16 protein-coding genes are annotated in these 12,489 nt (G+C 59.5%); 3 read left to right on the top strand and 13 right to left on the bottom strand.

Annotation, left to right across the window (positions count from 1 at the left end; genetic code table 11):
- Positions 1–6: 6 nt before the first annotated feature.
- Entirely contained in the window at positions 7–786 is a 780-nt protein-coding gene (locus tag NKI05_RS05000) for a GP88 family protein (protein ID WP_352792226.1), read from the bottom strand.
- Positions 787–1,717: 931 nt separating this feature from the next.
- Between NKI05_RS05000 and NKI05_RS04995 the strand changes: the two genes are divergently transcribed.
- Both NKI05_RS04995 and NKI05_RS04990 read left to right on the top strand, forming a co-directional pair.
- On the top strand, positions 1,718–1,912 hold the full coding sequence (locus NKI05_RS04995; RefSeq protein ID WP_352792225.1) for a hypothetical protein: 195 nt from the start codon (positions 1,718–1,720) through the stop codon (positions 1,910–1,912).
- Positions 1,897–2,151 carry a DUF982 domain-containing protein gene (locus NKI05_RS04990; RefSeq protein WP_352792224.1) on the top strand — a complete coding sequence of 85 codons (255 nt, stop codon included), beginning with the start codon at positions 1,897–1,899 and terminating at the stop codon, positions 2,149–2,151. The genes NKI05_RS04995 and NKI05_RS04990 overlap by 16 nt, the downstream gene beginning before the upstream one ends.
- 349 nt (positions 2,152–2,500) lie before the next feature.
- Here NKI05_RS04990 and NKI05_RS04985 read toward each other — a convergent pair whose 3' ends face one another.
- Positions 2,501–2,878, bottom strand: a complete 378-nt coding sequence (locus NKI05_RS04985; protein ID WP_352792223.1) for a response regulator — start codon at positions 2,876–2,878, stop codon at positions 2,501–2,503.
- Positions 2,879–3,359: 481 nt separating this feature from the next.
- Between NKI05_RS04985 and NKI05_RS04980 the strand changes: the two genes are divergently transcribed.
- Positions 3,360–3,542, top strand: a complete 183-nt coding sequence (locus tag NKI05_RS04980; protein WP_352792222.1) for a hypothetical protein — start codon at positions 3,360–3,362, stop codon at positions 3,540–3,542.
- Between the two features lie 114 nt (positions 3,543–3,656).
- Here NKI05_RS04980 and NKI05_RS04975 read toward each other — a convergent pair whose 3' ends face one another.
- From NKI05_RS04975 to NKI05_RS04925, 11 genes are all read right to left on the bottom strand, one after another.
- Positions 3,657–4,589, bottom strand: a complete 933-nt coding sequence (locus NKI05_RS04975; RefSeq protein WP_352792221.1) for an abortive infection family protein — start codon at positions 4,587–4,589, stop codon at positions 3,657–3,659.
- 371 nt (positions 4,590–4,960) lie between these two features.
- On the bottom strand, positions 4,961–6,649 hold the full coding sequence (gene terL, locus NKI05_RS04970; RefSeq protein ID WP_352792220.1) for a phage terminase large subunit: 1,689 nt from the start codon (positions 6,647–6,649) through the stop codon (positions 4,961–4,963).
- A 100-nt stretch (positions 6,650–6,749) separates the two neighbouring features.
- Positions 6,750–6,995 (bottom strand): hypothetical protein, encoded by a 246-nt coding sequence (locus tag NKI05_RS04965; RefSeq protein ID WP_023815423.1) that lies wholly within the window; start codon positions 6,993–6,995, stop codon positions 6,750–6,752.
- Between the two features lie 9 nt (positions 6,996–7,004).
- Positions 7,005–8,192 (bottom strand): hypothetical protein, encoded by a 1,188-nt coding sequence (locus NKI05_RS04960; protein WP_352792219.1) that lies wholly within the window; start codon positions 8,190–8,192, stop codon positions 7,005–7,007.
- Positions 8,189–8,419 (bottom strand): DNA packaging protein, encoded by a 231-nt coding sequence (locus NKI05_RS04955; RefSeq protein WP_023805372.1) that lies wholly within the window; start codon positions 8,417–8,419, stop codon positions 8,189–8,191. The genes NKI05_RS04960 and NKI05_RS04955 overlap by 4 nt, the downstream gene beginning before the upstream one ends.
- Positions 8,416–8,586: a hypothetical protein gene (locus NKI05_RS04950; RefSeq protein ID WP_156941002.1), complete on the bottom strand. Its 171-nt coding sequence runs from the start codon at positions 8,584–8,586 to the stop codon at positions 8,416–8,418. The genes NKI05_RS04955 and NKI05_RS04950 overlap by 4 nt, the downstream gene beginning before the upstream one ends.
- Positions 8,583–8,948 (bottom strand): hypothetical protein, encoded by a 366-nt coding sequence (locus NKI05_RS04945; protein WP_023805374.1) that lies wholly within the window; start codon positions 8,946–8,948, stop codon positions 8,583–8,585. Before NKI05_RS04945 ends, NKI05_RS04950 begins: the two co-directional genes overlap by 4 nt.
- Positions 8,949–8,952: 4 nt before the next feature.
- Positions 8,953–9,753, bottom strand: a complete 801-nt coding sequence (locus NKI05_RS04940; protein ID WP_352792218.1) for a glycoside hydrolase family 19 protein — start codon at positions 9,751–9,753, stop codon at positions 8,953–8,955.
- 62 nt (positions 9,754–9,815) lie between these two features.
- On the bottom strand, positions 9,816–10,295 hold the full coding sequence (locus tag NKI05_RS04935) for a hypothetical protein (protein WP_023805376.1): 480 nt from the start codon (positions 10,293–10,295) through the stop codon (positions 9,816–9,818).
- A gap of 6 nt (positions 10,296–10,301) precedes the next feature.
- Entirely contained in the window at positions 10,302–10,994 is a 693-nt protein-coding gene (locus NKI05_RS04930; RefSeq protein WP_352792217.1) for a hypothetical protein, read from the bottom strand.
- Positions 10,991–12,487 carry a phage tail fiber domain-containing protein gene (locus NKI05_RS04925; protein ID WP_352792216.1) on the bottom strand — a complete coding sequence of 499 codons (1,497 nt, stop codon included), beginning with the start codon at positions 12,485–12,487 and terminating at the stop codon, positions 10,991–10,993. Before NKI05_RS04925 ends, NKI05_RS04930 begins: the two co-directional genes overlap by 4 nt.
- Positions 12,488–12,489 lie beyond the last annotated feature (2 nt).

Here is a 12,489-nt window from a genome sequence, read left to right as displayed (position 1 = left end):
GAGAGATCAGCCGACGACAAAGCCCGAGTTGTCGCGCTTGGCGGGACCCTTGGCGTAGAGCCCGACGATGACACCACGCGGATCAGTGAAGCGCATGTCGGTCTCGTCGCCGTCGATCACTTCACGGCTGGTCAGGACTTCGTCACCAATGGCCATCCATGGTGCCTGTCCGACGATTGCATCGCGGCCATGCTTGGTGCGGTAGACCACAGCGACATTCGCGCCGGTCTCGTTCGCGGTCTTGATGATGGCCGATGCATAGGCCGGGTTCGCCTCGCTATAGGACAGCGTCAGGCTGTAGTTGCTCGGCAGCGACCGATAGGCCCGCTTGTAAATCTTGGTGTAGTCGTAGAACTGCACCTCAGGGAAGGCCGCGAAGATCGAGGTATAGGTTACCCCATCTCGGCTGCAGGGATGCGCCACTTCCCACTGGATGTCGCTCGTGCCGTTAAGACGCACTGCAGCCTTCACTTGTTTCTTGGCGCAGTAGCGAACGAATGCGGCGATGTCCTTGACCAGATCGGCCATGAAGGTCTCGCGGCTCTTGAAGTAGCGTTGCGTCTTGGCAATCCGCGCTTCGACGATGCTTGAGAACATGCCAGCGCGGCCAGCCTTGGAGAGACAACCCATCTCGCAACCCGCTTGCCCCGCCATTGGGCAGACGTTGCCCATGAGAGACTGTGATGCTGGCGCTAGGTACATGATGGCCGTTTCATACTGGCCGAACTTGTCGCCCTTGATGGTCTTAGCGTTGCCGCCTGAGCGAATGGTCTTGGACTTGAACATCGGAGAGTTCCCGTTATCGGAGAGGTGAAGACATAGCTTCGCCGTCGTGAAGCCATAGAAACCCAGAGAGCCCCTGAGTTTGTATGGCTCCACCACTTGATGGTCGTGGTGAAGGATCAGCGCAATCGGGTGCTACCCCTTAGGACGTTGCGCTTGCCGCCCGTTGACCTATCGCATGTCAACCGCGCCCCGTTTATGGTCTTAGGTGACCTATTCGATTGTCAAAGAACATGCGGCCCGGCTTGGCCACCCTTCCCGGCATCAGGCCCCGAAGGCCCCGTCGCCGCCACCAATCTCTGGTGTGATTTCAAGGTAATCTCTCGGTTATCGGAGGTAAACAAGAAAAGTCATAAATCGTATAAGTTGTTGATTTTGTTATGATCTTTCTTTGCCGTCAACGATACGTTTCCGCTATCGGAGAGGCTTTTTAGAACCATGAAACCACAAGAAATCTCGAGTCAAATCAATGCGTTAGTCGAGGTCAAAGCCTGATTTGCACCATGTGAAACCATGCGAACGGTATAGGATCGCCTTAGATCAGTGATCAGAACGCGCACGTAAGGGTCACCAATGGTAACTAATGCGTCTCGGGTTGAACGTATGGCCAGCCGATCAGGTCAGCGCCGGTAAACGTGAGGAGCCCTCGGGTTTCCCTTGGGGCAAAAAAGGTGGGAGGGCACAGAAGGGAACGAATGTTCCAAGATGGAATCAGCGTTCCACGCTAGGGAACTCGGGCAATCTGGCGGTGCTAGGATGGTATGACCCATGAGTAGCCTAACGAAATCATTGCGTTAGCATGTGCTTGTGCCATGATCTGTGCCAGCGATGGCGCGTATAGGGCGGATCGCGGGTCTTCTAGGGGGGCCACGGGGGGAACTGGGGTCTCTGGTGTATACGTAAAGGGAAACGCATTTTTCGCAAAAAGGTCCGCATGCGCTACACGCTCTTAGAGGAACCTGGAGGCCTGTGGTCGGTTGTTGACAGCACCACCGGCAAACCTGCGGACCTAATGGGTGTCCAGACAGACAATCTGGACAAGGCGTTCGCGGAGGACCTGATGGCGGTCTTGGAGTCTCAGGACATGAAGCAGAAGCTGACACGAGGCCCCTTGTGGACCTTCAAGTGACCCTCTGGTTCTCCCCACCGGTCCCAGTCCGTACCGAGCGGGTCGGGATCACCCTGCATGTCAACAGTGTCCAGGGGGCAGCTGCGGAGCTACTCAAGTGGCCCCAAAGGGGTCCCTTATGGAACCATGCGGTGAACATGTGCATCGACGCCCTCGCCCTGGAGGTGGAACCCGAGGTCGCTCGGGATGCCTTCAGGGAGGCGGCGGCTGAGGAGGGAATGCTCCTGCCGGTAATTTAAAGACTTCCAAGCCCTGCGGGCCAACTTGGGGAAAACTCAAAATACCTGTGGTTGTTGCACTTAGGACCCTTGTCAGCGAGTCACTGCAAGCCCTACACCGGAGATAGTGCAGTCGAAACCGCGCCAATGAAGCCTTGATTCCAACCGGGTGGAGGTAGCGACACTGCGCTAGTCGGAGGGGGACACTGGGTGTCCAAACCTCAGCGTTCCCCACCGGCACCCTTATCCTGCACGGAAATTCCCGCACCGGATTGGTTACATGTGCCTACAAACGTAGGCCTCGTCAATGCGGGACCCCCAAGGTTTTCTGTGCATAACGCACACACAAACAGGCCACAGGGAAGATCCATTAACCTGTAGCCGTGGAGACACAAGCCGCCACTGCATTAGACACATCACCTTCCCCAGCTGGCTTCGACACCCACGCTCCCTTTTGAAAGATGGGGTCGCAGTAGCTAGGATCGAACTCGCTTCCCGAATGGACAACAAACGGGATATTTCGCTCGTGAAGGACCCTGGCTACGGTCTCGCACTTTCCATCATTCAGCTCGATATCGAGGACGGCTACATCGGGGGAGTTTGATTGCAGCCACTCAAGAGCCTCGGAGCATGATGACAGGACCGCCAAGACATTGAAGCCGGCATCACACAATGACTGTTCAACATCGAGCGCAATAAGCGCCTCGTCCTCCAAAACGACAACCGACACCGCCGATTGGCTGTCCATCGTCATCCCCTCATGAGGGAGGAAGTTAAAGCCCTACTCGCCAGGACCGCAACATAGGCCCGGCGACGATTCGGAAATCAACTTCTACTTAGGTTCCCTGTCAAGAGCTTTTTCGCTGAAAGCCACCGTGTGATTTTTTCGTACGATCCGGTAGGTTGCTGTCTTCCAATGTGGCCTATCTGCCGTTGCGGTTTCCATCAATCTCGTCGAGCAGGGATCGATGTCTACTGGGCAGCTCTGTCTCGACAGGTAGCTTCAGCAAGTCGCGAAGGTAACGGCGGACAGTCTCTGACTTAACCCACTTGCGGATGAGGCGCGAGATAGCCTCCTGCTGAGCTTTGCTGAGTTCTCCCATAGACCCCAACTCAAAGGCGTCTCGATGGTTCCCTCTGGGGTTGTAGAGCAACACCGGGACTCTTGACGAGGCCGCAGGACTGGACCTAACAGTCGACCTTCAACCCAAGTCTGTCAGGAAGGAACCATGATCCGGTCCATCATTCTGTCTCTCGCCCTCGTGGCGTCCACCCAGGTGTCCCAGGCGGGCACCTACGAGAACCACATCATGGTCTGCACCAATCAGTGCATCGACCAGAGCGATCATTCCCAAGCGGCCGCCTACCAGTGCAAGCAGTGGTGCGAGGATCACGCAGAGGATCAGAACTAAGGTTCGATAGAAAACCCAAGTAGGGGGGAACTTATGGGGAAACTTTTGTTAACGGAAGTATCTCCCCTCTGTATGGGTCCCTAATCAAATGCACCGCACCTAGCGGTACCGTGATCAAGGAATTGCTTCCTCTGACGTTGTGAGGAAAACCAGCGTCGAAGCAGTCATGTGTAGCATATAGGCTGCGAAGTGTGGTGGCACTTCTATCGGAGTGGCCCCTTGACCATGCCCGCTAATCCGATTGCGTCCAGTCGGGATGCTGCTCTCAAGCAGTGAGCGAAGCGACTGCAGTTGCCCTTGCCAATAGGGCGGAACCAAACCGTGGTCGTATAGGACGCCAATTAGTTTGCTCGCCGTATCGTTTGGCCCGAAGGTCCAGCCACGCTTATCGCAGATCGCCTTCATAGTGCTTTCGAATGCCTTGTTACATTCGTTCAGCGCTTCCTTTATGTTTCCGTGGCGATAATGCCCATACGCGGTCACAAACTCCTCGTGCGCGCCTTTATAGTTTTTCGTATTCAGCAGACGCAAAGCGGGTTTGACGGCCTCAGCGTGGATCAACTCAGAGTCAACTCGGATGATTTCCCCATCGACAAACTGGTATCCTACGCCGTGTTCTTTCAGACGGGCATTAAGCTCGTCGATGGCACCGTCGGCATAGCGCTTGGCATGGGCGCGCCCCAAATAGTTGGTCGCACCAGCAATTCTTTCTACAATTCGAAACGTGATTTCAATGACGTCGATCACCCGATCAATGTCTCGCGTAGTCAAGAAAAAATCGATCAATTCTTCCTTCGGCGCTCGATTGTAAGGTTTAGGACCGGGGGGCAGCTGAAACACCCCGTATTCCCTACGTAAGATATTGGTTCCAAGGGAATAGCACTCCATGGAAGCATCCCCATACGTGCCCTGCACATCTCCGTAGGCTTCCTCCAATATCTGAACGACTTGAACTCTCAGCGGCGGGAGAATGACATCGTATTCGTATACGTCAGGCATCTCGCCCCGTTGACGCTTCATTCGCTTGGAGTAAAGGTCCGTGATCATTAAGTGAGGCCCAGCTTTTAAAATAGAACGTAATGATCAGGTGAATGCCCTAAGTAGCAAGGTCTAGCAAGCAACCTAATCACTTTCCCTTCGCAGAGCGGTAGCTGTTCCTATTTTCATTCCCCCTAGGGGACCTCACGAGCCCAATCTCGGTGCCTTTGCATTCCACGCAGAACAGCAGGTGGATGATGTCGTCGTGAAGGGCTCCGTGGTCTGGCCCAAGCTTATCCCTGAGCTTGACGTAGTTGATGTCGTGACCGTGTCCGCAGCCCTTGCGGTGACACCAGATCGTCATGGTGTCACCGCCGCCTATGAACTGTTAGATCGTCTGTGTAGGCATAACTAATGCTAGCAGAACAGAGTGAGAACGGCTAGACGATTCTCTTCCCAGCGTAGGACATCCTCTGTCCACCGAAGTGCTGGTTGAGGGGGCTGTGGTGGAGCTTGGCGATCTGAGCCTCCATCCATTCCTGATGCTCCCTCGCGACGATCTTCCCAGCATCCTGGTTCATCATCTCGACGAAGTGTCCGATCAGCATGGCCAGGGCGTCCACGCGGTCGTCGAAGCGCAGCGCGTCCTTCTCCCGGCAGATGTGTGTCATCTGGTGGAACACTGACTTGTGGCTGCGTATCAGGCTCTCGTACTTCTGGATCGAGGCATCGTCCTTCTCGAACACGTCGGGGTCGACGATCAGCCTATGGGAACCGATGACCGGCTCCAGGATGTCGAGGATGCGCTGCTCCTTCATGGTGGTCGAGCGGACCTCCACGATCTCAGCCGTCACTCCCTTGCGGAGCAGGACGGGCTCTAGGAGCTTGGCGAACATGCCGTCACCGAAGTTGCTCTCGATGACGATGGTCTGGATGCGGTGCCTCTTGGCGATGCCGACCAGGGCGAGGAGCGTGTCCTCGTCGTAGCCACCCTGGAGACCACCGGCCTCAGGGACCCAGGTGTTGCCTGCGAGGTGCAGGCCCACAGCGTAGCCCGTCTCGTCCTTGCCGCGACCCGAGGGATCGATCGACATGACGCGGTGCTGGTAGTCGAGGAACTCGTTGGAGTGCCCTCCTGGGGCATACAGGCGGTCGCCAGCCATGCCGTGGTTCGGGAGGTCCTTGAGTTCCCTGTCGGGATTGGGGAGCCAGAAGACGTCCACTGGTGCCTTCTGCGGGGGCACCGGCATGATGATCAGGTCCTTGAGCTTGAGCGGGTAGCGCTCCTCGTCGGAGAGCTTGGTGTTCAGCATGAACTGTAGCTGGTAGCCAGCGGCCCCGTACTCGGCGCGGCGGGAGATCAGTTCGTCCATGTCGAACCGCTCAGGGTCCGTGGGCATTCCGTACTGCTTGTTGTGGAACATGCGCAGGATGCGGGGTGCCAAGTCTAAGCCGTACCCGGCGATCTCGTCGATCGTGGGAACCTGCGAAGGCCAGATGCGCTTCGTGAAGGTCTCAGGCAGCTTGTTGTAGATCGAGTCCTCGGTCTGCGGGGTGCCGAGGTAGATGACGCGAGCGTGAGCCAGGGGCTTCAAGATAGCCGAGTATTCGCGGGTCTTCTCGATGAGCAGATCGCGAGCCGCGACGGTCATGGAGTTGTTCATGACCTCGACGTCGTCCGAGACGATGATGTCGGCGCGACCACCGGTCAGCTGGCTGTCGATGCCCTTCGCGAACACGCTTGGGGTCTGGTCGGGCTCAGCCGGGCCGACGTCGAACTCGACGCGGGAGGAGCGCTGGTTGGCCTTGGGCTTGAGGAAGGCAAGCTCAGGGACCGTCTGGATCAGCTGCTGGCAGAAGATGACGAAGTTGTCGGCGCGGTTCTTGGACGCCGAGACCACCATGATCTTAAGCTGGGGGTTGCAGTAGAGGCACCACAGGACGAACGCCGCAGTCAGGAAGGACTTGCCGACGCCACGGAAGGCCTCGATACAAATCTTGTTCGGGCCGTGCTGGAGGAACTGGGCGATGTCGTACTGAGTTGGCGTGGGGCTCGGGAGCCTCAGGTGCTGCCAGATCAGCCAGATGAAATTGCGGAGGTCCTCGCGTAGAGGATCAGGGCTCGACATCGAAGTCGAAGCCAGCAGGGTTTGCGTTGACAAGGGGGAACTCGGGGGTGGGCGCGAGGCGAGCGCCTGGGAGCTTTAGGCCCCCAGGGCACCGCGGATTTTACCGGTGGTCGCGACCGACTGGCTCAAGAGCGAGCTTGGCGTCCCCGGTCAGGGTCACAGTGATCGTGCAGGCAGGCAGTGCGATGTAGCCGAAGGCGCTCGCGGACTTCGCGAGTTCCGCCAGGGCGACAGCGGTCAGGCCATTGATGCTGATGGTCGCTGCGGTCGAGCCAGATGTCATCGACGCATGGTAGGCGTAATAGCCGCGCTTGAACGCGGTCGGGGTAGCGGTAACGAGGATCATGAGGTTTCCTTAAGGGAGTGTGGTCCAGAGCCGCGCCTGAGCGACTGAGGGGATGGTGCGCGACGTGAAGAAGCGCGTGATCCTGCCGTCGATGCGGAGGTTCGCTGCGCCGTTGGTGCCGAGGTCCCAGTGGGTTAGCGAGCCGTCTGGCGTGAAGCCTGGGCCGGTGACCACAGGACCACCATTGAGGCAGAGGCCACTGGCCGTTGGGCTGCGCCACGCCATGACGCGGTTGAGGACAAGAAGGCGCTCGTCCGAGAACCCCGGCTTGTTGACCGTTGGGCCGAGGCCGAGGGCATACACACCAGCCGCGTTGCTGCTGATCTGGAGGTCCCCATCGGAGGCAATCAGGGCACCGTCGCGGCGCTGGGCATACTCGAAGAAGTAGACCTGGGTGGTCTCGTTATCGGCGAAGATCGCGAGGGGCGAGCCATCCACGACGTAAGCCGCAGCGCGGTCGCGCCACGCTCTGGCGTTGGTCGATACAGGGTCCTGCTCGTATTCACTCTCGTCGACGTTGGCGAAGTCGATCAGGTACGAGTTGCCAGCCTTGCCCCTGAAGCCCACCGAGTAGGTTGCGAGGGTCTGCGCTGGCAGGGAGTAGCGTCCAATGCCGTTGTAGCGAGGGGCGTTGATCGTCTTGGCCGTGAACGTGGTACCGTCCATCGTCAGTTCGAGCGGGTCGGTGCCCGTGATCTGCTTGATGTCGACGTACATGCGCCGCGCCACAGAGGTCGAGGAGATCGCCTGGAGGCATGTCCCGTCAGCCGTGAAGGTCAGCAGGGAGGCCGAGTTGGCGACTTTGGTTCGACCCGTCTGGTTCTTCGCCGCCGTCACGCCCGAGCCTTTCACCCAGGCGACGTTCGTCAGGTCCCGAGGGGCCACCACGATGTTCGTGTGGTCGTGGTTGATCGCCAGACCGCGAGACGTTCTGCGGCAGGCTGAGGTGGTCGTGAAGGTGCGGAGGGAGCCGTCCGTCTCCTCGTAGAAGCTCGGGCTGACGCCAGTGACGTACCCACGGAAGAAGCGACCATCAACGGAGGAGGAGTTGGTTTCGGGCTGTGCGCCACCGAAATACTGGAAGCCAGCGAAATCCAAGTCGTGGACCGCGTTGGCTGCAGGGAACGCGAGTGGCACAGGGCCATTCACGCCACCCGCCGACAGCAGGTGCATGGGGAGACGGAGAGCTAGGTTCAATTCACCGCTCCCTCATGGTCGTCGTCATTAAACGTCGGGAACTGCCGGGCGAGGCTGTCGAGTGCCCCGCCCTTCCCCATCACTGCTTCGATGCCATTGTCCTTGAGGAACTTGATGGCGTTCGAGATGTCAGCTGCGGAGGCCTCACCGCTCTTGACGCGGTCAGTCAGTTCCTTTGCGACGGCGGCATGGAGGAGGTCCATGACGTCTTTCGCGGCTGCGCTCATTCCTTGCCTCCGTTCACGAAGCTGATGATCTTGAGGACCGTCAGGACGATGCCGAGGATGGTCAGGATGGCGGCGAGTGCCGGGTTGATCGTGGCGAGCCACGTCACCCAAACAGGAGACGTGACGCCCGAGACGGCGAGGCCGACTGTGTTGACTTGATTGATCACCGCTTCCACCTCCCGAGGACAGCCTTGGTGCCGTCGACCAGGAACAGGGCCGAGATGATGTAAGCCGCCCAGTCGTCGAGCGGCTCAGGGAGCTTCGCGACGTTGAGGCCGAGGTGCCAGATGCTGTCGAAGCAGACAGCGGCCCACCACATGCCGAGGGGGATCACGAAGAACAGCTGGAACCACCAAGTGCGCCCGACCATCAGGTTGGCCTGGGCCTGCACGTAGGTCTTGGTGACGTCTGCCTTGATCTCCTCCTTCTTGGTCTCGTCATCCATGTGGTGTTCGATGGTGTCGAGGATGTTGCCGAGGGCACCGCCCGTGAACAGGGAGGCGCACCACTTTACGATTTTGAGGAACATTGAATTACTTCTTGAGGACGATGCGGAGCAGCGTGACGATGAGCTTCACGATGATCTTGAGGACCCCTCCGGTCTGGTTGATACCAGCGGGGGTCGTGATGGGTTCTGGCGTTGCCTCACGCGGCGCAGGAGGCGTGATGACGATGCGGGCGTCAGCCAACACCTTGGTCACCTCGGCAGGCGCTGGCGCCCCACCCTCGGCCCGACCAGAAGCCCTAAGGGCCGCTTCGAACTTGAGGGCGATCTTGCCGATCTCGACCTGCTTGTCAGTGCCGTTGATGATGCGCCGACCATTGGTGAACTCGCGGAGGTCTTCGGCGTCACTCTCGTCGATGCCGTCGAGATAGTCGCTGAGGCCCTTGCCGGTGAACCAGCCGTCGAGCATCCCGACAAAAAGGATCTGAACGGCGACCACAGGGTCCAGCGCGAGGTCAGGGTTACCGATCAGGTCGATGCCCAGGCGCTTTCCGGCTCTGAGGTAGTTGGCACGGCCAGTCAGCTGCACGTAGCCACGGCCACGGTATAGGAAGCCGTCGCCCTTCTTGGTGTTGCCAAGGCGAGCGCCGATCTTGGTGCCGGGCTCGTACTTGTCGAAATAGGAACGCTTGCCCAGCTCGTGGATGGGCTGCATGGTCTTGGCCGTCTCCCAGGCGGGAGTGGCGAGGATGTAGGCGAGGAACTCAGTGTTCACGCCACGCTTGTCGGCCTCGGCCAGGATGAGGTTGATCCCGTTGACTTGGTCAGTCGTGAGGGAGCCGCCGAACACAGTCGAGCGGACACTTGCGAAGAAGATAGAGGGGGTCACAGGATTGCCTGGGATGGGGCGAAGGGCCACCCCGAGGGGAAACTCGGGATGGCGTAAGGGACTTAGAGGTCCTGGGCGTAGGCCCACAGACTGTCGATCTGCACCGGGGTGATGGAGAAGATCGCGCCGAGGCCTTCGACGAGCGGATGGGACCGCTTGAAGTAGGTGGCGTATTTCCACTCGATCTGACCGGCAGGGTCATTCACGAGCGCGGCGTCGACCTGGGCCTCGGTGATGCCGATGGTCAGGAGGGTGAGCCTGAGCTGCCTCGGGGTGATCGGGGCCAGGGCCGCACGAATCTCCGCCTCGGTCAGCGGGGGCAGGATTTCAGGGACCCGCGTGGGAACCCCGTCGAGCAGCTGGAGTGACCAGGAGCCGACACGGGAGCCCTCGGGGGCCTCTTGGGTGACGATGGTGGCGAGCCGGTAGTCCTCATTGGACCACCCCTCATACGCAGGCATTACCCAGTCGGAGCCGATGGCAAAGCCTGAGCCTTCTGCGACCTCCGTCTTGATGACGTTGTCGTTCAGTAGAGCGAGCATTGATTTTTACCTTTTTGCCGACGATGCGGTCTTTCCATTGAGAGCGACGGAGAAGAAGTCGACCTCCGTATTTGGGTTCACATTGTCTGAGTAAATTCCGGTCCACCCAGCCGCCGTGAAGGAACTGTTCACCACGGTGCCACCCCAAGAGACCGGCTCCGCGTTACCGTCCAGCCACGTCTTTATGGAAAGCGTCGTGCCCAACAGGCGGAACCGCTGCCATACCCATGCACCCGTGGTCCAGTTAGGGGCCGGGGCGTTGTAAGGCGGGATGACATCGGCGGTGTAGACACCGGCAGTCCACTTGTTCATGTTCGCCCGGTACAGGGTAGGCGAACTTGTGTGCTGGAACATCGCCATGCCGTAGAGGCTTTCCGACCCAGCAGCACCGAAGGCCCGCGCACCGATGTAGGCTTGTGGGAACGCAAGGCTGGGTGCGGTGATGTTGCGCTGGCGCAGCAGAATTTCCACGTCCGCGACGAGGGGAACAGTGTCCCACGACATGAACTGCTTGACGGTGCTGGCCTTGGTGATCCGCAGCGCCTTGCCGCTGAAACTGCCAGCGACCGCCTGCACCAATTGCGTTCCGTTGACCCCATACCTTTGCGTCCAGTCGGCGGGAAAGGCCCCCACCGTGTACTCGCTAAAGTCCGTGACGAAGTGGTCAGGATCACGATGGATGTACGGAGGGATGATCAAGGCACCCACTCCAGAATCGCAGTCACGCCAACATCGGTCTTCGAGATGTGCAGCTTGAACTTGACACCGTTGGTCGTCGTCAGGACGTCGCCCTTGGGGAAACCAGCGGAGAACCCACTGAACGTGACGGCCCCAGCGGTGGCGCTGTTCGTGATGTCGATCACGATGTTGTAGCTTCCGGTCGCCGTGGGGGCACTCAGGGTGAAGGCCCCGCCGTTGACGATCTTGCGGTAGTTGCCACCAACCGGCGTGACCGCGTACGTGCCGCTCGACTTGGTGCCATCGTTGACGGCAGTCTGCGTGACGCCAGCGGACAGAGCGTTGTCAGCCGCAAGCCTAAGGAACCGGGAGTCCTGCTCTGCTTGTGAAAGCGAGAGCTTGTACCAGGCACCCCAGGTGCCGTTGTCTTGTGCCCGCCGCCAGACCTTGGTGTCCGCTGCGCCATCCACCGTGAACGAATGCACGGTTTGGGTGCGCCACCCGCTAGAGCCGTGAGCTTCGACGTTACCGAGCCACCAGCTTGTGTCAGGGGCGTTCGCAACGTTGCTGCCCATGTACCAGCCGTTGTCGAGGGCGTTATTCCAGTCGGTGATGGTCTGCGCGACGGTACCCAGGCGAGCCGGGATCGTCCCCGCCCTGATGGAAGCGACGGTCACCTTACCGAGCGCCCAGGCTCCTGCGCTGTCAGAGATCGCAATCTCGTCTGCGTCGGCTGGAGTTGCCTTGATGGTCGCCCCGTGTATCCACCCGGCGAGCCCGTTGAGGACTGTCGCAGCGGAAGCAGCAGCCTTTGCCGCCCAATGGAGAGCCGAGAACTTCCCGGTGGTGACCGGCACGTCTTGCGCCTTCGAGGCCCAGTCACCCGCGAGGGTCGCTGAGGTGGCCGCGTTGGTGGCCGAGGTGTCCGCACCAGCCTTCGCCGTGTCAGCCCCAGCCTTCGCAGTGTCCGCTCCGGTTTTCGAAGTGGCTGCATTCGTGGCAGAGGTGGCCGCAGCGTTCTGGCTGGCGAGCGCAGCAGCAGCGGAGTTGGCCGCAGCGGTCTTGCTGGCATCCACTTGTACCTTGTCGGCGTCGAAGCGCGTGTCGACGTAGGTTTTGTTGGTAGCGTCGGTGCCCACGGTCGGGGCCGCGAGGTTCTTGAGCTTGAGGTTGGTCGCATCCCAGGAACCGTCAGTGGCCACCTGCATGGCGTTGTCGGCAACCTCCTCCGAGACGTGGAGGGACTGCAGGAACGAGCCATTCAGCTGGCTGTCGACGAGGATCGAGCCGTTGATGTAGGTGTTGACCGGAGCCTTGGAGGTCTGGCGATAAATCTTGAGGGCACCCACGGGGGCCGTGGTGAACCGGATCATGTAAGTCGAGAGGAACGTAAACGGGACCGAAGCCCCGTTCACTGTAGCCTTCACGAACGTTTGAGACAGATACTCGAAGGGAACCGAATAGTCCGTCGTCGACCCCGTAGCGCTGGGGTAGAACACGTAGCTGTTGGCCATGT

The sequence above is a fragment of the Mesorhizobium sp. M0771 genome (genome assembly GCF_040320155.1).
Classification (GTDB): domain Bacteria; phylum Pseudomonadota; class Alphaproteobacteria; order Rhizobiales; family Rhizobiaceae; genus Mesorhizobium.
The sequence above is the reverse complement of the archived record's forward strand: the minus strand, read 5'-3'. Positions and strand labels throughout refer to the sequence as shown.

What these genes read in the sequence shown, in the direction of transcription:
- NKI05_RS04955 (WP_023805372.1), bottom strand. Translation starts at nt 8,419, where the DNA reads ATGAGCGCAGCCGCGAAAGACGTCATGGACCTCCTCCATGCCGCCGTC.
- NKI05_RS04975 (WP_352792221.1), bottom strand. Translation starts at nt 4,589, where the DNA reads ATGATCACGGACCTTTACTCCAAGCGAATGAAGCGTCAACGGGGCGAG.
- terL (WP_352792220.1), bottom strand. Translation starts at nt 6,649, where the DNA reads ATGTCGAGCCCTGATCCTCTACGCGAGGACCTCCGCAATTTCATCTGG.
- NKI05_RS04985 (WP_352792223.1), bottom strand. Translation starts at nt 2,878, where the DNA reads ATGGACAGCCAATCGGCGGTGTCGGTTGTCGTTTTGGAGGACGAGGCG.
- NKI05_RS04935 (WP_023805376.1), bottom strand. Translation starts at nt 10,295, where the DNA reads ATGCTCGCTCTACTGAACGACAACGTCATCAAGACGGAGGTCGCAGAA.
- NKI05_RS04995 (WP_352792225.1), top strand. Translation starts at nt 1,718, where the DNA reads ATGCGCTACACGCTCTTAGAGGAACCTGGAGGCCTGTGGTCGGTTGTT.
- NKI05_RS04945 (WP_023805374.1), bottom strand. Translation starts at nt 8,948, where the DNA reads ATGTTCCTCAAAATCGTAAAGTGGTGCGCCTCCCTGTTCACGGGCGGT.
- NKI05_RS04980 (WP_352792222.1), top strand. Translation starts at nt 3,360, where the DNA reads ATGATCCGGTCCATCATTCTGTCTCTCGCCCTCGTGGCGTCCACCCAG.
- NKI05_RS05000 (WP_352792226.1), bottom strand. Translation starts at nt 786, where the DNA reads ATGTTCAAGTCCAAGACCATTCGCTCAGGCGGCAACGCTAAGACCATC.
- NKI05_RS04925 (WP_352792216.1), bottom strand. Translation starts at nt 12,487, where the DNA reads ATGGCCAACAGCTACGTGTTCTACCCCAGCGCTACGGGGTCGACGACG.
- NKI05_RS04965 (WP_023815423.1), bottom strand. Translation starts at nt 6,995, where the DNA reads ATGATCCTCGTTACCGCTACCCCGACCGCGTTCAAGCGCGGCTATTAC.